This window comes from Aquimarina sp., from assembly GCF_977115655.1.
The window spans coordinates 17,869-44,160 of record NZ_CDSBKO010000050.1; the positions used below are offsets into that span (position 1 = coordinate 17,869).

The 26,292-nt window shown below is 31.6% G+C and carries 26 protein-coding genes; 21 read left to right on the forward strand and 5 right to left on the reverse strand.

The features are described from left to right. The 15 genes from ACZIYX_RS18000 to flxY all read left to right on the forward strand — a co-directional run bounded on the left by ACZIYX_RS18000 (position 1) and on the right by flxY (position 16,433). Positions 1 to 258, forward strand: coding sequence for a phosphopantetheine-binding protein (locus tag ACZIYX_RS18000; RefSeq protein ID WP_462683647.1), 258 nt, complete (start codon positions 1 to 3; stop codon positions 256 to 258). Between the two features lie 21 nt (positions 259 to 279). Continuing rightward, positions 280 to 1,482 carry a beta-ketoacyl-[acyl-carrier-protein] synthase family protein gene (locus ACZIYX_RS18005; RefSeq protein WP_462683648.1) on the forward strand — a complete coding sequence of 401 codons (1,203 nt, stop codon included), beginning with the start codon at positions 280 to 282 and terminating at the stop codon, positions 1,480 to 1,482. Positions 1,483 to 1,530: 48 nt separating this feature from the next. Further along, the gene (locus ACZIYX_RS18010) at positions 1,531 to 2,598 is read left to right on the forward strand and encodes a beta-ketoacyl synthase N-terminal-like domain-containing protein (protein ID WP_462683649.1); all 1,068 of its coding nucleotides are present in this window, start codon (positions 1,531 to 1,533) and stop codon (positions 2,596 to 2,598) included. Between the two features lie 167 nt (positions 2,599 to 2,765). Further along, positions 2,766 to 3,368: a polysaccharide deacetylase family protein gene (locus ACZIYX_RS18015; protein ID WP_462683650.1), complete on the forward strand. Its 603-nt coding sequence runs from the start codon at positions 2,766 to 2,768 to the stop codon at positions 3,366 to 3,368. Then, positions 3,361 to 3,981, forward strand: a complete 621-nt coding sequence (gene lolA2 / locus ACZIYX_RS18020) for a flexirubin biosynthesis/transport protein LolA2 (protein ID WP_462683651.1) — start codon at positions 3,361 to 3,363, stop codon at positions 3,979 to 3,981. The genes ACZIYX_RS18015 and lolA2 overlap by 8 nt, the downstream gene beginning before the upstream one ends. Beyond that, complete coding sequence (lolB2, locus tag ACZIYX_RS18025; protein ID WP_462683652.1) at positions 3,962 to 4,567, forward strand: flexirubin biosynthesis protein LolB2; 606 nt, start codon at positions 3,962 to 3,964, stop codon at positions 4,565 to 4,567. The genes lolA2 and lolB2 overlap by 20 nt, the downstream gene beginning before the upstream one ends. A gap of 17 nt (positions 4,568 to 4,584) precedes the next feature. After that, positions 4,585 to 5,169, forward strand: coding sequence for a porin family protein (locus tag ACZIYX_RS18030; protein WP_462683653.1), 585 nt, complete (start codon positions 4,585 to 4,587; stop codon positions 5,167 to 5,169). Positions 5,170 to 5,175: 6 nt separating this feature from the next. Continuing rightward, the gene (locus ACZIYX_RS18035) at positions 5,176 to 5,541 is read left to right on the forward strand and encodes a 3-hydroxyacyl-ACP dehydratase (protein WP_462683654.1); all 366 of its coding nucleotides are present in this window, start codon (positions 5,176 to 5,178) and stop codon (positions 5,539 to 5,541) included. Between the two features lie 9 nt (positions 5,542 to 5,550). After that, positions 5,551 to 6,045, forward strand: a complete 495-nt coding sequence (locus ACZIYX_RS18040) for a hypothetical protein (RefSeq protein ID WP_462683655.1) — start codon at positions 5,551 to 5,553, stop codon at positions 6,043 to 6,045. 22 nt (positions 6,046 to 6,067) lie between these two features. Continuing rightward, entirely contained in the window at positions 6,068 to 7,261 is a 1,194-nt protein-coding gene (locus tag ACZIYX_RS18045; RefSeq protein ID WP_462683656.1) for a DUF2062 domain-containing protein, read from the forward strand. Beyond that, positions 7,254 to 10,934, forward strand: a complete 3,681-nt coding sequence (locus ACZIYX_RS18050; RefSeq protein ID WP_462683657.1) for an MMPL family transporter — start codon at positions 7,254 to 7,256, stop codon at positions 10,932 to 10,934. Before ACZIYX_RS18045 ends, ACZIYX_RS18050 begins: the two co-directional genes overlap by 8 nt. 111 nt (positions 10,935 to 11,045) lie before the next feature. Then, the gene (locus tag ACZIYX_RS18055) at positions 11,046 to 12,569 is read left to right on the forward strand and encodes a phytoene desaturase family protein (RefSeq protein WP_462683658.1); all 1,524 of its coding nucleotides are present in this window, start codon (positions 11,046 to 11,048) and stop codon (positions 12,567 to 12,569) included. A 24-nt stretch (positions 12,570 to 12,593) separates the two neighbouring features. After that, on the forward strand, positions 12,594 to 13,463 hold the full coding sequence (locus tag ACZIYX_RS18060) for a cupin-like domain-containing protein (RefSeq protein ID WP_462683659.1): 870 nt from the start codon (positions 12,594 to 12,596) through the stop codon (positions 13,461 to 13,463). A 1-nt stretch (position 13,464) separates the two neighbouring features. Further along, positions 13,465 to 15,141, forward strand: a complete 1,677-nt coding sequence (locus tag ACZIYX_RS18065) for a C45 family autoproteolytic acyltransferase/hydolase (RefSeq protein ID WP_462683660.1) — start codon at positions 13,465 to 13,467, stop codon at positions 15,139 to 15,141. After that, positions 15,138 to 16,433 carry a flexirubin biosynthesis putative acyl-CoA ligase FlxY gene (gene flxY, locus ACZIYX_RS18070; protein WP_462683661.1) on the forward strand — a complete coding sequence of 432 codons (1,296 nt, stop codon included), beginning with the start codon at positions 15,138 to 15,140 and terminating at the stop codon, positions 16,431 to 16,433. Before ACZIYX_RS18065 ends, flxY begins: the two co-directional genes overlap by 4 nt. A gap of 57 nt (positions 16,434 to 16,490) precedes the next feature. On the opposite strand, the gene ACZIYX_RS18075 is transcribed toward flxY, so the two are convergent. From ACZIYX_RS18075 to ACZIYX_RS18085, 3 genes are all read right to left on the reverse strand, one after another. Then, on the reverse strand, positions 16,491 to 18,233 hold the full coding sequence (locus ACZIYX_RS18075) for a phytoene desaturase family protein (protein ID WP_462683662.1): 1,743 nt from the start codon (positions 18,231 to 18,233) through the stop codon (positions 16,491 to 16,493). Between the two features lie 275 nt (positions 18,234 to 18,508). Then, complete coding sequence (locus tag ACZIYX_RS18080; protein WP_462683663.1) at positions 18,509 to 19,057, reverse strand: hypothetical protein; 549 nt, start codon at positions 19,055 to 19,057, stop codon at positions 18,509 to 18,511. A gap of 65 nt (positions 19,058 to 19,122) precedes the next feature. After that, positions 19,123 to 19,506 (reverse strand): hypothetical protein, encoded by a 384-nt coding sequence (locus ACZIYX_RS18085; RefSeq protein ID WP_462683664.1) that lies wholly within the window; start codon positions 19,504 to 19,506, stop codon positions 19,123 to 19,125. A gap of 346 nt (positions 19,507 to 19,852) precedes the next feature. Here ACZIYX_RS18085 and ACZIYX_RS18090 point away from each other — a divergent pair, with 346 nt between their 5' ends. The 4 genes from ACZIYX_RS18090 (at position 19,853) to ACZIYX_RS18105 (ending at position 22,862) form a co-directional block, all read left to right on the forward strand. Continuing rightward, positions 19,853 to 20,437: a HupE/UreJ family protein gene (locus ACZIYX_RS18090; protein WP_462683665.1), complete on the forward strand. Its 585-nt coding sequence runs from the start codon at positions 19,853 to 19,855 to the stop codon at positions 20,435 to 20,437. Between the two features lie 86 nt (positions 20,438 to 20,523). Continuing rightward, positions 20,524 to 20,955, forward strand: a complete 432-nt coding sequence (locus tag ACZIYX_RS18095) for a deoxycytidylate deaminase (RefSeq protein WP_462683666.1) — start codon at positions 20,524 to 20,526, stop codon at positions 20,953 to 20,955. After that, positions 20,956 to 22,539, forward strand: a complete 1,584-nt coding sequence (locus tag ACZIYX_RS18100) for a S41 family peptidase (RefSeq protein ID WP_462683667.1) — start codon at positions 20,956 to 20,958, stop codon at positions 22,537 to 22,539. Between the two features lie 14 nt (positions 22,540 to 22,553). Further along, positions 22,554 to 22,862 (forward strand): hypothetical protein, encoded by a 309-nt coding sequence (locus ACZIYX_RS18105; RefSeq protein WP_462683668.1) that lies wholly within the window; start codon positions 22,554 to 22,556, stop codon positions 22,860 to 22,862. Between the two features lie 123 nt (positions 22,863 to 22,985). On the opposite strand, the gene ACZIYX_RS18110 is transcribed toward ACZIYX_RS18105, so the two are convergent. Next, positions 22,986 to 23,186, reverse strand: a complete 201-nt coding sequence (locus tag ACZIYX_RS18110) for a hypothetical protein (RefSeq protein ID WP_462683669.1) — start codon at positions 23,184 to 23,186, stop codon at positions 22,986 to 22,988. A gap of 112 nt (positions 23,187 to 23,298) precedes the next feature. Continuing rightward, complete coding sequence (locus ACZIYX_RS18115) at positions 23,299 to 23,871, reverse strand: MarC family protein (protein WP_462683670.1); 573 nt, start codon at positions 23,869 to 23,871, stop codon at positions 23,299 to 23,301. A gap of 111 nt (positions 23,872 to 23,982) precedes the next feature. Between ACZIYX_RS18115 and ACZIYX_RS18120 the strand changes: the two genes are divergently transcribed. Beyond that, positions 23,983 to 24,552 (forward strand): DUF3109 family protein, encoded by a 570-nt coding sequence (locus ACZIYX_RS18120; protein WP_462683671.1) that lies wholly within the window; start codon positions 23,983 to 23,985, stop codon positions 24,550 to 24,552. A 394-nt stretch (positions 24,553 to 24,946) separates the two neighbouring features. Further along, a complete protein-coding gene (locus ACZIYX_RS18125; protein WP_462683672.1) occupies positions 24,947 to 25,924 on the forward strand; it encodes a ribonucleotide-diphosphate reductase subunit beta in 978 nt (325 codons plus the stop codon). Positions 25,925 to 26,292: the final 368 nt, after the last annotated feature.

Genomic DNA, 26,292 nt, shown 5'->3' on the forward strand with positions numbered 1-26,292 from the left:
ATGGAGGTTTTAAAACAAGAACTAAAAAAGAACATTATTGAGCAATTAAACTTAGAAGATATAACCGTTGAAGATATTGCAGATGACGATGTCCTTTTTGGTGATGGTTTAGGTTTGGATTCGATTGATGCATTAGAACTTATTGTGATGCTGGATAAAAACTATGGAATTAAATTAACAGATCCAAAAGAAGGGCGCGCAATTTTTGGATCGATAGAAGTAATGGCAAAATATATTACAGAGCACAGAACAAAATAAATAAGTTATATTGTTTATTAAATGAATAAAGGTGTTGCTATAACCGGAATGGGAATAATTTCTTCTATTGGAAACAATGTCGAAGAAAATTATCAATCGCTTATAAATGGTAAAAAAGGAATTTCCAGGATTTCCAAAATTAATACCATTCATAAGGAGGATATTATGGTTGGTGAAATAGCATCCACAAATCTTGAGTTAGAAAAACAATTAGGATTGTCCCCCGATAATAACTATTCCAGAACAGCATTACTAGGAGCTATTGCAGCCAAACAGGCTGTACAACACGCAGGGATATTAGATATTAACACATATAAAACAGGGCTTATTTCGGCCACCAGTGTTGGCGGGATGGATAAAACAGAAGCTTATTATTACGATTATCTCAAAAATAAAGAGATTCAAAAATACATCGAAGGGCATCATGCTGGAGATTCTACTCAAAAAATAGCAGAACAATTAGGAATCAAAAAAAGCCTGGTTACCACCATAAGCACAGCTTGCTCTTCTGCCGCAAACGCTATAATGTTTGGTGCCAGATTAATCAAATCCGGTAAATTAGACAGAGTTGTTGTAGGCGGTACAGATTGTTTGTCAAAATTTACTATTAACGGGTTCAAAACCTTAATGATATTATCAGACACATATAATACTCCTTTTGACGAAAATAGAAAAGGTTTAAATTTGGGTGAGGCCGCAGCATTTTTAGTATTAGAATCAGACAAAGTTGTTGTTGCAGAAAATAAAGAGGTATTAGGATATGTAAAAGGATATGGAAATGCAAATGATGCGTATCACCAAACAGCATCTTCAGATAATGGGGACGGGGCAACTTTAGCAATGCAAAAAGCTTTGGAAATTGCAGAATTTACATCAGGCGATATTGATTATATCAATGCACACGGAACCGCAACGGGAAATAATGATTTGTCTGAAGGACGTGCAATTATAAGAGTGTTTGGAGACAAGGTTCCCGATTTTAGCTCTACCAAGGCATATACAGGGCATACTCTTGCAGCAGCAGGAGCTATTGAAGCTGTATATGCGGTATTGGCACTTCAAAACAATGTGATTTATCCTAATCTGAATTTTAAGACCCAAATGAAAGAGCTGGATATAACCCCTCAATTAAAACTCAAAGAAAAAAAGTTGAAAACAGTATTGTCTAATTCCTTAGGTTTTGGAGGTAATTGTTCTACATTGATTTTTTCGAAAGAACAATAATAAACGTAGTGCCCGATATTTGTATAAATGTTGCTTAGTTAAATATATATGAGGAAAGTCTATATAACCGGTGTTGGATCTATTTCATCTCAAAAAACTTTTGATAACAATATTTTTTTAGAGGAAACCCTAACGTATACCAATAACGTAATTTCTGTGGTTAATCCGGATTATAAACAATACATCAATCCGGCAGCAGCACGCAGAATGGCAAAAGGAATTAAAATGGGGGTTGTTGCTTCTAAAATAGCGTTAAAAGATGCTAATTTAGAAAATGTAGATGCTATTATTACAGGTACAGGTATGGGGTGCGTTAGAGATTCAGAAAAATTTGTTAGTGCAATTATAGATAATGAAGAACAATACCTTACACCAACATCCTTTATACAATCCACACATAACACAGTAGGGGGGCAAATAGCTTTAGAACTTCAGTGCAAAGGCTATAATTTTACTTATGTACATGCAAGCATATCTTTTGAGTCAGCATTATTAGATGCCAAATTACAATTAGAAAATAACGAAGCAAATGCAATCCTTATTGGTGGGGTTGATGAACATGGAGACCATACAGTAACGATCCATAAACTTATTAATCATATTAAGCCAGAAAAAATTGAAACTGCCAAAATATTAAGCTCTGATACAGAAGGCGCAATTTTTGGTGAAGGCGCAAATTTCTTTGTGTTATCTAATAAAAAACAAGATTCTTGTTATGCAGAAATTTTAGCAATAGAAACCTATAATATAATACCAGAAATTGAGATTTTAAATACCGCGCAACAATTTTTAAAAGATAATAATATAAATGTTGAGGATATAGATATTATTGTACTAGGAAATAATGGAGACGTAAAATACGATGATACATTTTACAATCAATTAAGTTCAGGGTTATTTAAGGATACCCAGCAAGTGTACTATAAACATTTGTGTGGCGAGTTTCATACAGCATCCTCTTTTGGGATATGGCTGGCTTCAAAAATATTAAAAACACAGAAACTGCCAGAAATAGCCAAAATAAATAAAACTCCGGGATCCAACTATACTACTATTTTGTTGTACAATCAGTACAGGGGAGAAAATCATAGCTTCACTTTACTACGTAAATGCTAAGTTTTAAATACATCAATACGATAACAGCGCTCGTTTTTTTGGTTTTACTTATAACCAATTATGTAGTTGATGTACCCTTGTGGTTTTATTTTATATTAGCCCTTATTTGGTTTAATATTACAGTCTGTGGTTCTGTATTTATACAGTGGAACTATCATTTTAAATCTTTGAACTCTAACAAGAATATTAAAAAAAATCAGGTTTCTATTACATTTGATGATGGTCCGAATCCTGAATTTACCCCCTTGGTTCTAAAACTCTTAAAAAAATATAATGCAAAAGCTACCTTTTTTTGTATAGGACAGAATATCAAAAGGTATCCCGAATTAGTCAAAGATTGTATTCAACAAGGCCACTCTATAGGTAATCATACCTACTCACATTCTAATTATTTTGGTTTTTTGAGCACAAAAAAAGTAATATCAGAGCTGCAACAAACAAATACTTTGACAAAAAAACTAATAGGGGTAACCATGCAATTTTACAGACCAGCTTTTGGGGTGACCAACCCAAGGATCAAAAGAGCATTAAAAACCACAGGTTTGCAATCCATTGGCTGGAGTATCAGGTCACTGGATACAACATCAAGGAGTGCAGATAAAGTACTAAAACGAATTACAAAAAAAATATCCAGAGGCGATATTATTTTACTTCATGATACTAGTTTAAAAACAATTGTTGTTTTGGAACAGTTATTGTTATTTTTACAACAACAAAATATAGAATCAGTAACCATAGATTCTTTATTTAAGATAAAAGCACATGCATAAAATTGTCTATTTCATACTATTATTTATCGTTACCGCTCTGAACGCTCAAACCAAAATGAGTATTGCAGAAGCTAAAGCTTTAAAAGAAAAAGTAAAAACCCACGCTATAGAAACAAAAACCATATCTAGTGATTTTACACAATTTAAACATTTGGATTTTTTGTCCAACGATATTGTTACAACAGGAAAACTAGCTTTTAAAACACCAAATACGGTAAAATGGGAATATGTAAAACCTTTTAAATACTCGGTGGTATTTAAAAATGAAAAACTTTACATTAATGACGAAGGTAATAAAAGCAATATTGACATAGGCTCTAGTGAGCAATTCAAAAAATTGAACAACCTCATTGTTAGCAGTGTAAAAGGAGATATGTTTGATGATAGCGAGTTTATTATAAACTATTATAAAAAACAAGGTAACAGCGAAGTTCATTTTAGTCCTAAAGACAAAAAATTAGAAAAATATATTAAAGTATTTTATATAACATTCAATCCCGAAGGAGATGTAGTTGAGGTTAAAATGATAGAACCTTCAAATGATTATACAAAAATAGTATTTACTAATAGAATATTAAATTCTTCTCTGCCAGATGAGGTATTTGCTCATTAGTTTTTGTTTTTTCTTGATGGGATGCGCTTCATATCCGGATAAAAACAACTTTGTAAAAAACAAAGTATCTGATTCAGACCTTAAAAACATATACTTTTCAGATAAAAACCAAGACTATGTTTATAAAGCAAATATTGATCTGTATAACAAGCATTTTGGCGGGGTTTTTATTGTAAAAAAAATTACAGATAACAATCATCGTGTAGTATTTACTACAGAAATGGGAAACAAAATTTTTGATTTTTCATTTATTAACGAAGACTTTAAAGTAAATTATATCCTGCAGGATATTAATAAAAAGATATTGATCCATATCTTAAAAAAAGATTTTAAAGTGTTGATTGAAGAATCCCCCCTGTTTTTAAATTCGTACACCTTTAATAATTATATTGTCTTTGAAACAGAGATTTATAATAAAAAACATTATTATTATACAATCAATAATCAAATACACAAAATTATTAGATCAGGAAAAGGAAAAGAAAAAGTAGTTTTTACATTTAAAAGCACAGATAATTTTATTGCAGATTTAATAGAAATAAATCATAAAAACTTAAAGCTTACCATTAATTTGAAATCGATTTGAAAATGAAAAACCTTTTTTTGACAGTAATTTTTTTTAGCACTTTAGGAATAGTGTCCGCTCAAAGCAAAGCATCTTTTGGGTTACGGGGAGGAGCCAATATCTCCAACCTTTCCAATTCAGGTTTAGAAACTAAATTAGGAGGGTATGCAGGAGCTTTTATAAATATTAGATTTTCAAAGCTTTATGCTCTTCAGCCCGAAGTTGGATATTCAAACCAAGGAGGTAAGACTAAACTTTTTAACGCAGATGATGTCGAAATTCATTATATCTCTATAACGGCAGCAAATAAATTTTACGTTAAAGGTACAGGGTTACATTTTATAATTGCCCCAAGTCTTGATTTTGACTTTGATGATACTCCGGTAAGTCTTGTAAACAGGGAAGAAGGTAATGACATTACTTTTATAGATATCTCAATCGCTGTAGGATTGGGTTATGAATTTAAAAATGGTCTTGGTATAGAGGCTAGATATAAACAAGGTACATTAGATGTTTTTTCTGGAGACTTTCATGATTTTTCAGAAGAACAATCCTTGTACGAAGAAAAAAACCAGTTCAACAAAGTTTTTCAACTAGGGTTGTCATACAGATTTAATTTTTAGTTATTTATGCTACTAAAGGACTTTTACAAAACAAGCACATTAGAAACCGTAGATAATGTTTCAACAGCTACGATTACTATCAACAAAAACCACGAGATTTTTAAAGGGCATTTTCCAGGAAATCCTGTTACCCCGGGCGTATGTATGATGCAAATAATAAAAGAGCTAACAGAGGATATTGTAAATAAAGAGTTGTTTATGGAATCCTCGGGCAATATCAAATTTATGGCTATTATAAATCCTGAAAAAAATCCCGATTTGGTTTTGACCCTGGATATAACCAAAACAGAGGATAGCTATAAAGTAAAAAATGTAACTAAATTTGAAGATACAGTAGCATTAAAATTAACTGCAAATTTTAAAGTAAAGTAAGTTGATAACATGAAATTTTTAATCCTGTTCCTGCCCCTGTTTTTTATTATTATGCCTGTAGATCTGGATGCCATTAGAAATGCGTATAAAGAAGCAGCTCATGATAAAACAAAAGTAACAGCACTAAACAAGCAGTTATCTGCAATTACCAAAGACGATGATATTGTTTTGGTAGCTTATAAAGGAGCTGCTATTACTTTGCAGGCTAGGTATGAAAAAAATCTTAAAGAAAAAAAAAGACTATTTATAGAAGGGGTTGGTTATATAGAATTTGCCATAAATAAATCACCAAATGCTATCGAACCTCGTTTTATACGTATAGGAATACAAGAAAATACACCTAAATTACTAAAGTATAAATCCAATATAAAAGAAGATAAATTATTTTTACTGAAGCAATATAAAACTATAAAACACGAAATTTTAAAAAACCATATCAAGGAGTATATTTTGCAATCGAAAGCTTTTAGTGATGAAGAAAAAGCAGTAATTTTGACTCCTTAAATATTGAAACACTTCTAATTGAGTGATAAAAGAATATACAAAACAAAAAACAGACCTATTTAACGTATGTGTAATAATTCCTACTTACAATAATTACAAAACATTAACAAGGGTTATTGACGGTGTATTGCTTTATACCAGTAATGTTATAGTTGTAAATGATGGATCAACAGATACTACGCTACAAATACTAAAGAGATATCCTCAAATCCAACAAATTCATTTATCAAAAAACAAAGGAAAAGGTAATGCTTTACGTGTAGGGTTTGCTCACGCACAAAAATGTAATTTTAAGTACGCGATTACTATAGACTCTGATGGGCAGCATTTTCCAGAAGATATTTCGGTTTTTATTACAGCTTTAGAAAAGGCAGAAAATAAAAACCTATTACTTATTGGCGCAAGAAATATGAGTCAGGAAAGTGTTCCTAAAAAAAGTAGCTTTGGAAATAAATTTTCTAATTTTTGGTTTTGGGTAGAAACAGGGATACGACTTCAAGATACCCAATCTGGTTACAGATTATATCCATTACAAAAATTAAAGGATATTAAGTTTTATACCACAAAATTTGAATTTGAAATCGAAGTTATTGTAAAAGCAGCATGGAGGGATGTTGTTGTAAAAAACGTTCCTGTTAAGGTATTATATGATGAAACAGAAAGAGTTTCTCATTTTAGACCATTTAAAGACTTTACAAGGATAAGCATCCTTAATACCTGGCTGGTTATTGTTACTTTTTTATACATTAAACCGCGAAATCTTTTTCGGAACCTAAAAAAAAAAGGAATTAAACGATTCTTTGTAGAAGATTTTTTAGCAAATCAGGACTCACCAAGAAAAAAAGCATTGTCAATCGCTCTGGGAGTTTTTATTGGCCTTACCCCCTTTTGGGGATTTCATACAGTTTTGGTCCTTTTTTTGGCAATGACCTTAAAATTAAACAAAGTCATAGCATTTGGGTTCTCTAATGTAAGTTTGCCACCTTTTATTCCTTTTATAATATATGCAAGCGTTAAAATTGGACAATTTGTTCTGGGAACAGACAACTCTTATACTATACAAGAAATATCTATAGATTTTAAAGCTTTTAAGCATCTTAAAACATATATTGTAGGTAGTTTCTCTTTGGCCATAATTTCTGCAATTATTTTTGGGATTTTAGGCTATGTGTTTTTTGCAATTTTTCATAAAAAAACAATACATCATAATGAATAGCTTTTTTTATAGCGTATATAAATCTATTTCACCCAAAAAAAACGTAAGCTTTGGTATACTGGTTATTATTATGTCCTGTTTGCTGTTTGTAGCTTCAAAAATTGAATTTGAAGAGGATATTACCAAGCTCATCCCTTCAGGCAATAAAACTTCTGAAATCCAAAAAGTACTAAAAACAGTAAATTTTGCAGACAAAATTATTGTAAATATCTCACGAGAACCTGAAGGGTCGGTGGATGATCTTACGCGATATGCCTCGCAATTAGTGGACAGTATTACCATAAAATCAGGACAAAACATTAAACAAATTCAAGGCAAAGTAAAAGAAGAAGAAATCTTTAATATTTTGGATTTTGTATATAAAAACCTACCTCTTTTTTTACAAGAAAATGATTATAAGGTTATTCATAATAAAATTCAAAAAGATAGCATAGAAGCTATAACCAATAGTAATTATAAAACTTTAGTTTCTCCAACAGGAATAATAGCCAAAGATAATATCCTAAGAGACCCGCTTGGATTATCATTCATTGCATTAAAAAAATTACAACAACTTAGTTTTGGGGATGATTTTACATTGCACAATGGTTTTTTGCTTAGTAAAGACAAAAATCATGTTCTGTTATTTATAACTCCTAAATTAAAATCTAGTGAGACAGACAAAAATGCTGCGTTTGTAAAAGATCTTTATCAAATAAACAATCAACTTAACAATCTTTTTAAAGATAAAGTCAAAAGCGAATATTTTGGAGGCACTTTAATAGCCGTAGCAAATGCCAGACAAATAAAACAAGATATTCAATTAACCATAGGTATAGCCATTGTTATTTTATTGGTTATACTAATTCTCTTCTATAAAAAAATCACTATTCCGTTAGTTTTATTTGTGCCAACAGTTTTTGGAGGGCTATTGGCAATCGCTCTTTTATATTTAATTCGCGCAAAAATCTCGGCAATATCCCTGGGTATTGGCTCGGTGCTATTAGGGGTTACTTTAGACTATTCTCTCCATATTCTAACACATATCAGAAATAACACTAATATTAAAGCAGTATATAAAGAAATAACCACTCCGGTTTTGATGAGTAGTTTAACTACCGCTTTGGCATTTTTATGCTTATTGTTTTTAAACTCACAAGCACTTCAGGACTTAGGTATTTTTGCAGCAATTAGTGTTGTCGGGTCTTCTCTTTTTGCATTGATTTTTATACCTCAGGTATATAAAGGTACTTCTCAAAAAAAATCAAAAACAACGTTGATTGATAGTGCAGCAAAATACCCTTTGCATAAAAACAAATGGGCAATTATAGCATTAACGTTATTGTTGGCAGTAAGCTTGTTTACTTATGATCGGGTGCAATTTAACAAGGATATTTCAAAACTAAACTTTGAGCCAAAAGAGCTGAAAGAAGCACAACTAAGGCTGGATGTTTTGACCAACATTGCTTCAAAATCGATTTATTTGGCAGCCTATGCAAACTCGCAGCAAAACGCTTTAGAAGTAAATGATAGTATCTTCAAAAAACTGCAAATACTTAAAGAAGAAGGGAAAGTAATAGACTTTAGCTCTGTCGGATCTTTAATTCATTCAAAAAATACTCAAAAAGAAAGAATTTCGAAGTGGAATTTATTTTGGGACACCAATACAATAGCAAATACAAAAGCAAACCTTATAGAGAGTGGAAATAAACTAGGATTTAAACCTAATAGCTTTGATGCATTTTATACCCTTTTAGAATCCAATTTTAAACCTCTTGAAATTATAGATTATAACGACCTAAAAACGATTTCTATTGCAGATTATATTACAACAAAAGATGATTTTATTACGGTAACAACGCTCGTAAAAGTAAAAGATGAAAACATACAAGATATAGTAAATATTTTTAAAGACCAGTCCCAAACCATAGTTATTGATAGAAAACATATAAACGAAACCTTTTTGGGAAACCTCAAAAATGATTTTAACAAATTGGTTGGCTACTCGTTGATTGTTGTATTGCTAATACTTTTGTTGTTTTATAAAAGTCTATCTCTAACCCTTGTAACCAGTATTCCGATAGCACTAACCTGGCTGTTAACAATAGGGTTGATGGGATTGTTTTCCTTAGAGTTTAATATCTTTAATATTATAATTTCCACCTTTATTTTTGGTTTGGGAATCGATTATAGTATTTTTATGACCAATGGGTTGTTACATGAGCACAGAACGGGGGAAAAAGCAGTGGCAACGCATAAAACATCCATTATTTTATCTGTTATAACCACTATTTTGGGAGTAGGTGTTTTGATATTCGCAAAACATCCGGCACTTTATACCATATCGTTGCTTTCTATTATAGGAATATTATCTGCAATTGTCATTTCATTTACAATTCAACCTTTGTTGTTTAACCTTTTTATAGGGAGTAAAACAAAAAGACCTATAACACTTAGGTTATTTTTACATTCTGTTCTTTCTTTTGGATATTATGGATTAGGAGGTTTGTTGCTCTCTTTATTTAGCGTGTTTTTGATAAAAATTATTCCATTACCCAAAAAAACAAAGATGAAATGGTTTCATAAAATAATGTCAAAGTTTATGGGATCCGTATTGTATACAAATCCTTTTGTAAGCAAAAAGATCATAAACCAAGGTAATGAAACCTTTAAAAAACCGGCAGTTATTATCGCAAACCATACTTCTTTTTTAGATATTTTGGCAATAGGTATGTTGTATCCAAAATTGATTTTTCTGGTAAATGACTGGGTATATAATTCTCCCATTTTTGGAAAAGCAGTACAATTGGCTGGTTTTTATCCCGTATCTAATGGTATAGAAAAAGGATTGGAACATTTAAAGAAAAAAATAGAACAAGGATACTCACTTATAGCTTTTCCCGAAGGAACAAGGTCGGATACCAATAAAATTAAACGATTTCATAAAGGAGCTTTTTATCTTGCAGAACAATTTGAGTTGGATATTATTCCAATACTTATTCATGGAAATTCTGAGGTACTCCCAAAAGGAAGCTTTATTATCAAAGACGGTAGTATAACCATCAAAATACTCGACAGGATAAAAGCAAACGACACTGGTTTTGGTGAAAATTATACTAAAAAAACAAAACAAATCGGAGCATATTTTAAAAACGAATTTGAAAAACTTAGAAAAGAGATAGAGCAGGATACCTACTTTCATAATATTATTCTTGAAGAATACAGGTATAAAGGAGATATTCTTTACAAAGAAGTGCAAAAAGATTTAAAAATCAATAAAGCAAATTATAAAAAAATCATAGATACGATCGAAAAAAGAGAGAATATAATTCATTTGTCAAAAGATTCGGGACAGTTAGACTTTCTATTATCTTTAGATGGTCCGGACAGAAAAATTATTAATTATATTCAAAAAGAAAATAGTAGACAAATAGTTAAAAATAGTTATATAACAAATAATCATAGTAAAATTATTTGCGAGGATAGCCTAAAAGAAATATTATTATATGATGCAAGTGTTCTTATTCTAAATTTAGAAACAGTCACACAAGATCAATTGCAAAAAGTGTTAGATAGTAAAATCAAGCAGATAATTTTACTAAAAGAAAGTCGGGATGAATACATACAAACGATGATCGATCTGGGATTTGAAATTAAATACAAAATAGATAATATGGCTATTTTGGAAAAATAAAAAAACTAAAAAAATGAAACCAACACGATTAAAAAAATACTTAAGGACAAAAGGTAATGATTGTTTTAATCGTTTAAAATTTTATCTAATCCATACAACAAATATAAGTAGATGAAAGAGCATTATGATGTAGTAATTGTAGGAAGCGGTTTGGGTGGATTAGTTTCTGCAATTATTTTGGCCAAAGAAGGATACAGTGTATGTGTATTAGAAAAAAACAATCAATATGGCGGAAATTTACAAACCTTTGTAAGAGATAAAACAATTTTTGACACAGGAGTACATTATATTGGAGGGTTGTCTGAAGGACAAAACCTGTATCAATATTTTGAATACCTTAATATTAATGAAGATTTAAAACTGAAAAAGCTGGACGAAGATGGTTTTGATATTATAACCTTTGCAGGAGACGAAAAAGAGTACAAGCATGCCCAAGGCTATGAAAATTTTATAAAAGTTTTAGTCGCTCAATTTCCAGAAGAAGAAAAAGCTATTAGAACCTATTGTGATAAATTAAAAGATACGTGCAGTAAATTCCCGCTTTACCAATTAAAACAAGGTAAACCCTATTTTGATGACAGTGAGATTTTTGAACTCAACGCAAAAGAGTATATCAATTCTCTTACCGATAATAAAAAACTACAAGGAGTTCTTGCCGGTACAAACTATCTGTATGCAGGGGATAGTGATCGTACCCCTTTTTATGTACATGCATTGTGTATTAATTCATATATCGAAAGTTCCTATCGATGTATAAATGGAGGAAGCCAGATCACAAAAGTATTAATTAAAAGATTAAAAGAACATGGTGGAGAAACATACAAACACCATGAGGTTATTAAGTTTGGATTTAATGAAGATAAAATTATCTCGGCAATATGTAAAAATGGCAAAAAAATAAGTGGAGATTTGTTTATTTCTAATATAGAACCAAAACTTACTTTGCAACTAGCAGGAGAAGATAAGTTTAGGAAATCATACGTCAACAGAGTCAAAAAAATTCAAAGCACAATAGCTGCTTTTACATTATATATCGTATTAAAACCAAACACATTTGCCTATCAAAATAAAAATTTTTACCATTTTAATCATCCGGATAGGGTTTGGGACACACAAAATTATACGCAGCAAAGTTGGCCAGAAGGATATATGATGACTATGGGAGTCAATAAAAATACAGATAAATATGGAGATAGTATTGCCGTAATGGCATATATGCGTTATGAAGAGGTAGAGCCTTGGGTAAATACAGTAAATACTGTAGCAAACAAAAACGAAAGAGGACAGACTTATGAAGATTTTAAAACCGAAAAAGCCGAAAAAATTATAGGAGAATTACAAAAAAAATTCCCTGATATAAAAGATTGTATTCAAGAAATGTACACATCAACACCATTATCATACAGGGATTATATTGGTAGTAATCAAGGATCAATGTACGGATACGTTAAGGATGTAAATAAACCAATGCATTCCTTTTTGTCTCCAAGAACCAAAATAAAAAACCTAATGTTTACAGGACAGAGTTTAAACATGCACGGTATTTTGGGCGTCACCATTAGTGCAGTTACTACATGTTCAGAAATAGTAGGAAAAGATTATTTACTCGATAAAATACAAAAAGCTAATAAGTAATAGAATAATTTAAAATCAGGCGATATGGGGCAATTTAAAATTACGCCAATAGTACGGGTTACAAATATTTCTAAACAAGAATTTATAGAACAGTTTTATAAACCACAGCGTCCTGTTTTGATCGAAGGTTTAACCAAAAACTGGCAAGCATATAAAAAATGGAACCTGGATTATATTCAAAAGCAGGCAGGAGATCAAGTTGTTCCTTTATATAATAACGAACCCGCAAAAGGAAAACAAAATGTGTATAATCCTGTAAAAGAAATGAAATTGTATGATTATATACAACTTCTTAAAACCGAACCCACAGATTTGCGTATATTCTTTTACAATATTTTGGATAATATGCCCGGGTTGTTGTCAGATTTTGAATACCCCGATATTGGATTAAAATTTTTTAAACGACTACCTGCTTTATTTTTTGGAGGAGAAAACTCAAAAGTATTCATGCATTATGATATTGATTTACCAGATAATATGCATTTCCATTTTCATGGCAACAAAAGCGTAATGTTATTTTCTCCCAAGCAAACAAAATACCTGTACAAAGTTCCGTTCTCTATTCATAATATAGATAAAATAGATATGGACAACCCCGATTTTGAAAGATATCCAGCTCTAAAATACGCACAAGGGATTAAAGCAGAGATGACTCATGGGGATGCTTTGTATATGCCAAGTGGATATTGGCATTATATAAAATATCTTGACGGGGGATTTTCTATGACGCTTAGAGCATTGCCCAGAAAACCCAAACGTATTGCAGTTATGTTGTACAATGTATTTATTATGCGCCATTTTGATAATATAATGAGAGCAACTAAGGGACAAAAATGGTTGGATTATAAAGAGCAACTAGCATATAACCGAACAAATAAGAACCTAATAGCATAGTATGAAATTTAAAAAACTAGTTTTGCATAGGTTTTTATATGCAGTAATACTGTATTCCTTATTGCTGTCCTGTGGGGTTTCTAAATCAATAAAAGATATCCCCGATGTTAGTATATATGATTCCTCTATTCAAAAAAGAATAAAAGTTTCAGATTCTGCCTTTACTATAGAAAACAACTTTCTTGGTAAAAACAAACAAGGACTATGGGAGCTTTATGTAGAAGGTGACCCGCTACAAATAGGTTTATTGACCGGAAGCCTGACACAAGAACTATTCAAAAAACAAGAACATGTTTTTTTATCTAAGGTCGAAGAATTGGTGCCTTCAAAAACAAAGCAATATTTGTTAAAAAAGATAGTAGCATGGTATAACAGGAAAATGTATTTGCATGTTCCTTCAGAGTATAAAGCAGAAATATATGGGCTTTCTAAATATGCGTCAAACGACTATAATCATATAGCAGATAACTACTTAAGAATACTTTACCTTCATGGAGCTCACGATATAGGGCACGCATTACAAGATTTAGCACTGGTAGGATGTTCTTCTTTTGCTGCTTGGGGAGAAAAAACCATAGATGGAGATTTAATCATTGGCAGGAATTTCGATTTTTATGCAGGAGACGACTTTGCCAAAGATAAAATCATTGCTTTTGTAAGCCCAACCAAGGGTCATAAATTTATGTCGGTAACCTGGGGAGGAATGATTGGAGTAGTCTCAGGAATGAATGAACATGGGCTTACCGTTACTATTAATGCAGGAAAATCTAAAATACCTTTATTGGCAAAAACACCAATATCCATTGTAACTCGTGAGATTTTGCAATATGCTTCGACTATAAATGAAGCTATTGCAATTGCAAAAAAACGAGAGGTTTTTGTATCTGAATCTATATTTATAGGAAGTGCAAAAGATAAAAAAGCGATTACAATAGAAGTATCTCCAGAAAAATTTGGAGTGTATGAGGTTTCTAACTCTAATCAATTAATTTGCTCTAATCATTTTCAAAGCGATGTTTATAAAGAGGACCAAAACAATATAAAACAAATTGCAGAAAGTCATTCTCTATATCGTTATAAAAGGATGCAGGAACTATTGCAACAGGAGCCAAAAGTAACTCCAAAAATTGCTGTCGATATTTTAAGAAATAAAGAAGGATTAGATAACAAACAAATTGGATATGGTAATGAAAAAGCGCTAAATCAATTATTGGCACATCATGGTATTGTTTTTAAACCAGAAGATCGTATGGTATGGGTATCCTCAAATCCATATCAATTAGGAGAATTTGTTGCGTATAATCTGAATGATATTTTTAATAAAAAACATACAAAAACAACATTATCTCAATCTGAATTAAATATTGAAAAAGACCCTTTTCAATTTACTAAGGCATATAAAGATTACGAAAACTACAGACGGTTACGTAAAGATCTTCAAAAAGCAATTGATAACAATGAAATGTTAGATCCCGCTTTTATTGGGACCTTTCAGAAGGTCAATCCAGAGTATTGGGAAGTATATTATTTAATTGGGAAGTATTATTACGAAAAACAATATTATACTGCCGCATTGCAAGCCTTTGAAAAGGCAAAAAATAAAGAGGTTACGGCAGTTCCTGATAAACGCGAGATAGATTCGTATATTAAAAAATTAAAAAGGAAATTAAAAAAATGATTCCTGAAATAGAAAAAGCACCATTAGCTCAGATCAAAAAGGTACAAGAGCAAAAATTAAAGAAATTAATATCTTATTTAGATACGCATTCTGTCTATTATCAAGGTGTTTTTGCAGCACATGATATTACTCCTTCAACGATAAATACGCTTGAGGATCTGGTTAAAATACCAGTTACCACCAAAGAACAATTACAACAGTTTAATGAGGATTTTATCTGTGTGCCAAGAAGCGAAATTATTGATTATGTTACTACTTCGGGAACCTTGGGAGAACCAGTTACTTTTGCATTAACAGATAATGATTTAAAAAGACTGGCATATAATGAAGCAATCTCTTTTGCTTGTGCAGGCGTAAAAAAAGAAGATGTACTGCAATTAATGACCACTATAGACAGGCGCTTTATGGCAGGATTAGCATATTTTCTGGGTGCACGAGAGTTAGGGGCAGGAATCATACGGGTAGGAGCAGGTATTCCCGAATTGCAATGGGATTCTATATTAAAGTTTAAACCCACCTATCTGATTGTTGTTCCATCATTTTTATTGAAATTAATTAAATATGCTAAAGAACACGATATTGATCTTAATGCATCAGGGATAAAAGGTGCTATTTGTATAGGAGAACCTCTTAGAAATCAAGATTTTTCTTTAAACACCCTTGCAAAAAACATAAAAGAAAACTGGAATATAGAACTATATTCTACCTATGCCTCTACAGAAATGAATACTGCATTTACAGAGTGTAGTGAGCAACAAGGAGGACATCATCATCCAGAACTTATTATCGTAGAAATTTTGGACGACAACAATACTCCTGTTTCTTCTGGCGAAATAGGAGAGCTTACCGTTACCACTTTGGGGGTAGAAGCAATGCCATTATTGCGGTTTAAAACAGGAGATATGGTAAGGGCGCATACATCGGGCTGTGCATGCGGGCGTAATACAATGCGTTTGGGACCTGTGATTGGACGAAAAAAACAAATGATAAAATATAAAGGAACAACTTTGTATCCTCCCGCAATGGATAATATCCTCAATGATTTTAAAGAAGTAGAAAATTATATCATCGAGATTTTTCATAATGAAATAGGTACAGATGAAATTTTAATTAAAATAGATACGCAAAATCCTACAGACGATTTGCTTCATGATATAAAAGATCATTTTAGAGCAAAGCTAAGAGTATCTCCAAAAATTGAATTTCACAATAAAAAAGACATTCAAAAACTTCAATTTCCTGTGCTAAGCAGAAAACCAATAATTGTTATCGATAAAAGAAAAACAGAATAACTTTTTTTGAAAATGCAAAAACGAGTATTTTGAAAATTTAATAAAGGTAAACAAATATTATAACGAATTAGAAGAAGGTCTTTTACTGTCGGTGGTCAATCGTGCTTTTTTAACTTCTATTTTGCGTAGCATCCAGTCTGGATAATCAGAAGAGTCTTCGGCATCATAAATACGAACATCCTGATTTATATTAGCATCTGGCGCAATAAGATCATCCTGTCTGCATTTAAGTATTATTGCAGCAGTCTGGACTCCAGAATAACTTGCTCCCGCTACTCCATGAGATGAAATACTAGCACCGCACAGATATAAATTTTCGATCTCACTTTTTGGTTTATAAGCCAAAGGCCCTATATGGCGTAAACTTTTTTCAGTACCATATACACACCCGTTAGTCGAATTTATATAATATTTATTAGTAATTGGAGTGCCTAATTCTTTATGTACAATATGCTTACTGATTTTTGGAACTACTTTTTCAAGACTATTAATAAACTTTTGAATCAATTTTTCCTTGAATTGTAAATATTCTGAAGAACGTTCTTTATCCTCATCTTTAAACCTTTCAAAAGCTTGATAATTAATATACGTAATAACTTCTATGGTATGATATCTGCCATCAAAGCTTATCGGGTCCTTAAGAGTTGTGCAACTTATAAAAAGACCTGCAAATTCATCACCTTGTTCAATGTCAATTCTTTGCATTTCTGCAAACTGCTCATCCATGTCACCATTTTTAGGCATCATCCAAATATTGCCAGAATCGAGTCCTGCTTTGCGAAGATCCATATCCACTGTCAAAAACAACATAAGTGATGTGCATGAATATTTTGTTTTATCCAGTTTTTTTGATAGTGCATTACTTATATTGTCTCTGCCTACCATATCCAGGTACGTTTTTCCCGGGTCTGCATTAGAAATTATTCTTTTTGCAAAAATTTGCTCTCCATTTTCAAGTTCAACTCCAATAGCACGTTTTTTCTTTTCTCCTTCTAATAATATACGTTTTACATTTTGACTGGTACGTACTTCACTACCGTGTTTTTTGATAACATTGGTCATTGCCTTTACTATGGCACCTCCTCCTCCCATAGGATAAAAACCACCATCAAAATAATGGTCCATTACAGCACAATGCAAAGGAAAGCTTGCTTTGCCAGGTGGTAATCCATGATCTCCATATTGCATGTTGAGTATCGTTTTGAGCAATGGGTCTTTGAGATACCAATTAATAACTCTTTTTAAACTAAATAAAGCATATTTACCCATGTATTTTGTGCGAAAAGGAATCGTAACGTGATCCCAAAAACCTTTTATTTTAGGAATTAGTTGTATTTGGCGACTCACTGTGTGAACCATGGTAAGGTATTTTACAATATTTTTCTTTTCCTTAGGAAAACGTTGCGATAACGAATGGCATAGTTTTTCGAAATTAGCAGGAAAATCAAAGCGTTCATCTCCAATCCAACAATGTTCATACCCCTTAGTATTCATTCTAAAAAAAGCAATATCATTTGCTATTCCCAGGCCTTTATATAATTCGCTTGTAGATTGCCCTTTGTCTAATAAGCCTACATAATGTACTCCCGGTGTAAAACGATAACCATTCAAATAAAAACTATGACACCAACCTCCCGGAACATCATGCTGTTCCAAAACTAATACACGTTGTCCTGTACGGGCAAGACAAATAGCAGAAGCAAGCCCTCCAACGCCAGAACCAACGATAATAGTGTCTATTTCAGTCTCATTATTGTCTTTTAATTTTAAATTGGATGTTTCTTGAGAGTTGTTTTTCATTGCTTATAATAAAAAAGGAACAGCTAAACTGTATTTATAATGTAATGATACAACTATATTTTAAGAGTTATTGATGAAAACTAGGAGGTTATAAGAATTTTCCTGAAAAACAATACATTAAAATTGCCAAGACTTTTGTTATCAAATTATTGTCAAAAAAAATTCAGGATAAACCATTAACCCAATAGTAAGCTTACGGATATATTTATAAGAATGTGTTTTTTTGAGCACAGTTTTCAGATAATCAGGTTTTTAAGAAGGTAGTGGGGTAAAAATTAAAGAGAAACACCAACTAATACGCCAACACCTATACCCCCTATAGCGATAAGTACTTTTTCGAAAACCCCTTTTCTTCGTTGTTTTTTCACGTTTTTTTCTACAAGATCCAGACTGTTTGTCGCTTTTTCCAAGCTATTTATAGTATAGTCCAATGCTTTTTGAGTATTACTCAAAGTAGCTTGGGTTCTTTCGTAAACCGCCTTATCTAAAGCATCATTTTCATCAAAGTTTATTTTTAACTTACTTTCAAGCTCCAAATTACGCCTAAGAGTTTTTGTGTAATTTTCTAAAAGAGCATTTGTCATATCATTTCGATTGCTCATGTTTTTATAAAAACTCTCTAATGCAAGAAAAGATTTTTTGTTAACCAGATAGATGTCAGGGGTATGAAACAGATATAAACTATCTTTTTTTACCATAAAAGGCTGTCCTTGCCTATCGGCATAAGATTCAGGAATTTCAATAACTTTTAAGGAGTCTGGTTCCTGACTATAAGAAAAACATGTAAATAGCCCAAGAAAGAGAAAAATAAATAAGTTTTTCATGATTTTAAAAATGTGTGCGTTATTTTTTGATTAATTACTATAAGATTATCAAATAATCCAATAGTTTATTCCAGACCAAAAAGCCTGTCAAGTAATGCTTTTTCTTCGGTTAGCTTTTTATTGTTTTTAAAAATACTATCTTTTATGGCCTCCAACTCGTTCCAGTCTTTAGCATTTTTTCTTTTAAAGTCAAATAATAAAGAATCTCTTTGTCTAATAATGATATCTTTTTGAAGATTCATTTTTTTAAGTTCTTGAATAGAGTTTTGCAGATTAGATTTTGTTACAGCCAAAGTATCTCTGGATACTTTTAATTCATCTCTTGCCTTGTCCAATTCAGATTTTATGATTTTCCAGTTAGATTCGGAGTTAAAAGTCATGTAACCAATAATAATCAAAAAAATGAGCGCTACTACCTGAAGAATAGTGCTAATATTAGTGCTTTTCATGAATTGCTTTTTGTGTTAATTATAAAATATTAAAAACAAGCATTATTTTTAATAGATGGTTAATCCTGTTTACATAGTAAATGTAAGTATTTTTATTCTATTTGAATAGAGAGAATATCCCCAAATACAGGAGATTTTTTATTTTTTGCAGGAGTTTTAATTGAGCATCCAAGCACAATGTTGTTAAAAAAACCAAATCAGTGATTTTTTAAATGCTATAACTAACAGAAGTAAATCTTTGAAGCAAGCAAACTATCTCTTAAATTTTTGATAAGAATTTTTTATGAGTTTTATTGTTCATATATTTAATTGTACATTGCTACCCACACCTCAAAACCTAATAATTATGTCAGAATTTTGGCTTTATGTAAAGCTAGGCTTTGGTCATGTGCTGGATTGGCATGCTTATGATCATATCTTGTTTTTAATAGTACTTACTGTAGGATATACATTTGATAACTGGAAACGAATTTTAGCACTGGTAACACTGTTTACACTTGGGCATACCATATCTTTGTTTTTAGCATCATATAATGTAGTTTCGGTAAACTCAAAACTAGTAGAATTTCTAATACCACTAACTATTTTAATAACAGGTCTGTTTGCTGTTTTTACAGCAAAAAACACTTCCAAAAATAGTAAAGCAGGAGTTTTTTATGGAGTAACTGTTTTTTTTGGACTTATTCATGGACTCGGTTTTTCAAGCTATTTTAGGGCGATTAGCAGTAATGTAAACTCCAAAATTTTACCATTAATTGAGTTTGCATTAGGAGTCGAAGCAGCACAAATAGTTATTGTACTACTTGTTTTGATTATTAGTTTCATATTTCAGACTTTCTTTAGGTTTTCAAAACGAGATTGGGTACTGGTTATTTCTTCGATTGTAATAGGAATGGTAATCCCTATGCTTATTGCAAATAAAATTTGGTGAATAAGTAATAATTAAGGTTGTATTTGCCACATCGTAATAATATATTCGTATTTTCAATTGTTATCCATTTGTTATTTTTCTGCCGTATGTCCAAAAAGAAGCAACTTAAATATGATAAAGCGTATCTTAGAATAGCAAATGAGTGGGGTAAATTATCTCACTGTGAACGAAAAAAAGTTGGTGCGGTTATTGTTAAAGACAGAATGATTATTTCTGATGGGTTTAATGGAACTCCAACTGGTTTTGAAAACCCATGCGAAGATGAAAACGGGTATACAAAGTGGTATGTGTTACATGCAGAAGCAAACGCTATTTCTAAAGTAGCATCCTCTACACAATCCTGTAGCGGAGCAACACTGTATATAACCTTGTCTCCTTGCAAAGAATGTAGTAAGTTAATACACCAGGCAGGAATAAAACGTATTGTATATCAATTGGATTATAAAGATAATTCTGGCCTGCAGTTTCTTGAAAAAGCAGGGGTAGAAATTGAACAGATTACAGATTTAGAAGAATAAATGGGATATTCAAAAAAATACTTACCTTTATTTTTAGGACTGGCCGTTGGTGCCGGGGTGTTTTTGGGCAGTAAACTAAATTTTAGCAACCCATCAGCAAAATTATTTTCGTATAATTCCAAAAAAGAAAAACTAAACAGACTTATTGATTATATCGATTATGAATATGTCGATGAGATCAATACAGATAGTATAGTAGAAGTTACCGTAAACCGAATATTAGAAAATCTGGATCCACACTCTGTTTATATCCCCCCTGAAGACCTCGAAGGAGTTACAGAAAGTATGCAAGGTGATTTTATTGGTATTGGAGTTAGTTATTACCCGTACAGAGATACAATATCTGTAATTAGTACTATAAAAGGCGGGCCTAGTGAAAAATCCGGGATTAAAGCAGGAGACAGGATTTTAATGGCAGACAAAGATACTTTGTATGGAGAACGTCTTGTAAGAGAAGGATTAGCAAATAAACTGAAAGGAGAATTAAATAGCCAGGTACAGCTCAAAATCTTTAGAAAAGGTAAAGGAGTGTTTGATGTGTTTGTTAAAAGAGGTCGAGTGCCTTTGCAAAGTGTAGACGCATCCTATATGTTAAATGATGATCTGGGGTATGTTAAGGTAAATAGATTTGCAGAAACTACATATAAAGAATTTAAAGCAGCTTTAAATAAACTAATTACAAAAGGAGCCAGAAAGATTGTAATTGACCTTAGGGATAATGGAGGAGGGTTTATTGCTCCCGCATTAAAAATGGCAGACGAATTTCTTAAAGACGATGTTCTTATTATGTTCACCAAAAACAAAAAAGGAGCTATAGAAAAGAACTACGCAACCAGTAAAGGAAATTTTGAAAAAGGTAAAGTTTATGTGTTGATTAATGAAAATTCGGCCTCTGCTAGTGAAATTTTTGCAGGAGCAATACAAGATAATGACAGAGGAGTTATTATAGGCAGACGATCTTATGGTAAAGGATTGGTGCAAAGAGAAATGGCTTTAGGAGACGGTAGCGCAGTCAGGCTAACTATTTCAAGATATTACACACCTACAGGAAGATCTATACAAAAACCTTACAGCAATGGAAATAAAGAATACTTTAATGAATATCTGGAACGATATAAAAACGGAGAGTTGCAGAGTGCAGATAGTATTCAAGTAGCAGATTCTTTAAAATTTAAAACCCCAAAAGGTAAAATTGTTTATGGTGGAGGAGGGATTATCCCTGATATATTTATAAGCAAAGACACCACACGCGTTGGAGAAACATTAGACTATATGTTACGCTCTGGTCGTATGGGGGGATATGTATTTGAAAAACTGGATAAAGATAGAGAATATTACAATAATTTGTCTGAAGATGAGTTTAATGAAAAAATCAATATCGATGATGAGTTTGCAGAAGAATTTTTAAAATATGCAAAAAAAAGAGGTATAGAAATAGAGTTAAAGAATTATAAGGAACAATTAAAAAAATACTTAAAAGCTACTATGGCACAACAACTTTTTGGTACCGGCGCATTTGAAAGAATAATAAATAAAGATGATGCAATGATTAATAAGGTAGTGGTGCTTGCGCAAAAAGAATAACTTATATCTCTAATATGTCAGAATTTGAAGAATATTTAATAGCTATAGGGATTTGTTCACCACTCTTTTTTTTTATTATAGCAGTTGCTTTCAGGTTATTAGATAATAGTGCTTCCATCTTTTTAAAGCACGATATTTTGGTAGATACCTCTTATGTCTCAGGAGACATAATTCGAGAACATATATATCGTAATTCTGAAGACAAAAAGCTTAAAAAATCTTTGCTTCGGGCACTTTTGTTTAGGAGATTACATAATTTTTTCATGATATTAACCGTAATCACTATTCCTCCTGCAATTATTGCCTGTTTTTTTGTTTTTTAATCCCTTACTCTATAAAAGGGTATAATCCCGCATAAAGAGCAACTCCCCGAGACTTCCCCTGAAAACAAAATATGTTTTCAGCAAAGTATATCCGGTAAGCCCATAAGGTTTTTTATAAAAGGATTATCTGCCCCTCTTTTTTTCTTGAATACTTCTGGATACTAGTAAAATCAACAGTAATACAACCACACAGGCAGAAGAAAATACACCTATAAGAGCAGTCCTGCTATCTTTGACCAGTAAATTATCAAAATCTATATACGTAGTGTTGTAAATCATTAAGCTTATTGCAATAGCAATTAATATGTATATAAAATATTTCATTTAACATGTATTTATTGTTCCTGTTTTTGATATTTCATCGAAAAATTAATTTTCCAGAGCTTTACTTAAAAACAAAATATATTTAAAAAGTTTACCTTATGAGCTTGTTGGTTTAAAAAAGACCTTTAATGTTTGTGGCAAATAACTTAACTGCTATTGCAAGTAAAATCACACCAAATATTTTTCGAACCACATTAATTCCTTGTTTACCCAAAACCCTTTCTATTTTACGAGAAGATTTTAAAACAATATATACAAAAACAATATTGATTAAAATTGCGATTATAATGTTAATTGTATGGTATTCAGCTCTTAATGAAAGTATAGAGGTCATCGTTCCGGCACCAGCAATCAAAGGAAAGGCAAGAGGGACAACCGCAGCGGTTTCTGGGGCATCATCTCTGTATAACTGTATGCCCAATATCATTTCTATCGCTAAAAAGAAAATAATAAAAGACCCGGCAACAGCAAAAGAATTAACATCTATTCCGATTAAACTTAGAATTTCTTTCCCTACAAAAAGAAAAAGAACCATTATTATGGCAGCAACTATAGATGCTTTTTCGCTTTGTATATGCCCTACCTTTTTACGAAGGTCTATAATAATAGGAATGCTTCCTATGATATCTATTACGGCAAACAGAATCATACTAGCTGTTAATATCTCTTTCAGGTCGAAGTTCATAAAAAAAGTTTCAAAAATTTATGCAAATGTAATTAGACTTTATTGAATAAAGGTATTATAAAAAGATGAATAAATGGTAAAAATATATAGTATAAGAATTATCTTTGTACCATGTTTCAATTAGGAAAAACCATAGTTTCTGAGGATATCATAGAAAAGGATTTTATGTGTAACCTCTATGCCTGTAAAGGGGCTTGTTGTATTGATGGAGAGGCAGGAGCGCCTCTGGAAGAATCAGAAATACATAAACTTAAAGAAATTTACCCCATAGTAAAAACTTATTTAAGAAAAGAAGGTATAGATGCTATTGAGAAGCAAGGGGTTTATGTAAAAACCGAAAATGGAGAGTTAGAAACACCTTTGATTGACGGGGCAGATTGTGCGTATGTGATTTTTGATAAAAAAGGAACTGCTTTATGCGCAATAGAAGAAGCATATAACCAAGGAGAAGTAGATTGGAAAAAACCAGTATCCTGCCATTTGTACCCTGTTAGAGTTCAAGAATATACCGAGTTTTCTGCCGTTAATTATCATAAATGGGAAATATGTGATGATGCTTGCTCACTAGGTAAAGAATTACAAGTTCCGGTATATAAATTTGTAAAAGAAGCCTTGGTTAGAAAATTTGGAGAAGATTGGTATACAGAACTTGAAAATGTAGCAGCAAGTTTAAAAAAATAACCCTTGTTTTATATATTCGAACATAAAATCCTATCTTTTTTCACCTTTTTTTTGTTAAAATATCTTATTTTTTTAATTACGGTTTACCCGTAAATATCGATGTTTTTCCCTTTTATTTTTTTGACCCCAAAAACACGGTTAGTAAGTGGAAAACGGGAGGTTTCCGAAGGTAATTACTAATCAATTTGGGATTTTTGATAAAGAGATAAATTGTTGATAAACAGTATTTTATGTGTAATTTTGAAATTGTTCCTTTTTTACCTCTGTTTACCTTCGTGTTGAAAACTTTGTTGAAAACGTTTGTTAGTTTTTGGTAGAACTTTTAACATATTTTTTGATCTTTGTAAGACCGTTTGAAAAGAAAAAAATTACAAAAAAGCTAAAGAAATTTAAGATGAGTGTTGTAGAACCTATTTTACAAGAAAATAAAGATCGATTCGTAATTTTTCCTATTCAACATCACGATATTTGGGAGTGGTATAAGAAATCAGAAGCTAGTTTTTGGACGGCAGAAGAGATCGACCTGCATCAGGACATTACAGATTGGGCAACCAAGTTAAGTGATGATGAAAAATATTTCATCAAACACATTTTAGCTTTTTTTGCAGCATCTGATGGGATAGTAAACGAAAACCTTGCAGAAAATTTCGTAAATGAGGTACAGTACAGTGAAGCAAAGTTTTTCTACGGTTTTCAGATTATGATGGAAAATATTCATTCTGAAACATACTCATTGCTTATTGATACTTATGTTAAAGACGAGAAAGAAAAGAATGTTCTGTTTAATGCGATAGATAATTTTCCTGCTATTAAGAAAAAAGCAGATTGGGCATTAAAATGGATCGAATCAGATTCTTTTGCAGAACGTTTAATTGCTTTTGCAGCAGTAGAAGGAATATTCTTTTCCGGAGCATTTTGTTCTATATTTTGGCTGAAAAAAAGAGGGCTAATGCCAGGGCTTACTTTTTCTAATGAGTTAATTTCAAGAGATGAAGGAGTACATTGTGACTTTGCAGTTCACCTTCATAATAAACATTTGGTAAATAAAGTCCCAAAGGATAGAATACGTGAAATTATAGTCGATGCCCTTACTATCGAAAGAGAATTTATTACAGAATCTCTTCCTGTAAGCTTAATAGGTATGAATGCTAATTTAATGACCCAATATCTGGAGTTTGTTACCGACAGGTTATTGGTAGAATTAGAATGCGAAAAAAAATACGGTACAGCAAATCCATTTGATTTTATGGATATGATCTCTTTGCAAGGAAAAACTAATTTCTTTGAAAAACGAGTTTCAGAATATCAAAAAGCAGGTGTGCTAAATAAAGATACCGAAGAAAATAAAATAAGTTTTGACGCAGATTTTTAATATAAAATCTTTCAAAACAAACAATATATTCATTCTGAGCTAATCAAAAACATTTCTTCTGTTTATTACAGGATTAGCTCAGTTTGATACAGCTTGGTAAAAGCTTTATAAAAAAGAACAAAAGGGGCGAGTCATATATTATATTTTACTTATAGAATCACTCGGGTTTTAGAATCTGGAGGTTTCTTTTTAATATCTAATATTAATTAGGTACAGTATAATTTTTTGACTCTTTAATAATAAAAATAGTAACACGAATTAGTATCACTTTCTTTACAAAAAAAGAAAATTTAAAAACCAAAAAAGCATATGTATGTAGTAAAAAGAGATGGTCGTAAAGAGCCAGTTATGTTCGACAAGATTACCGC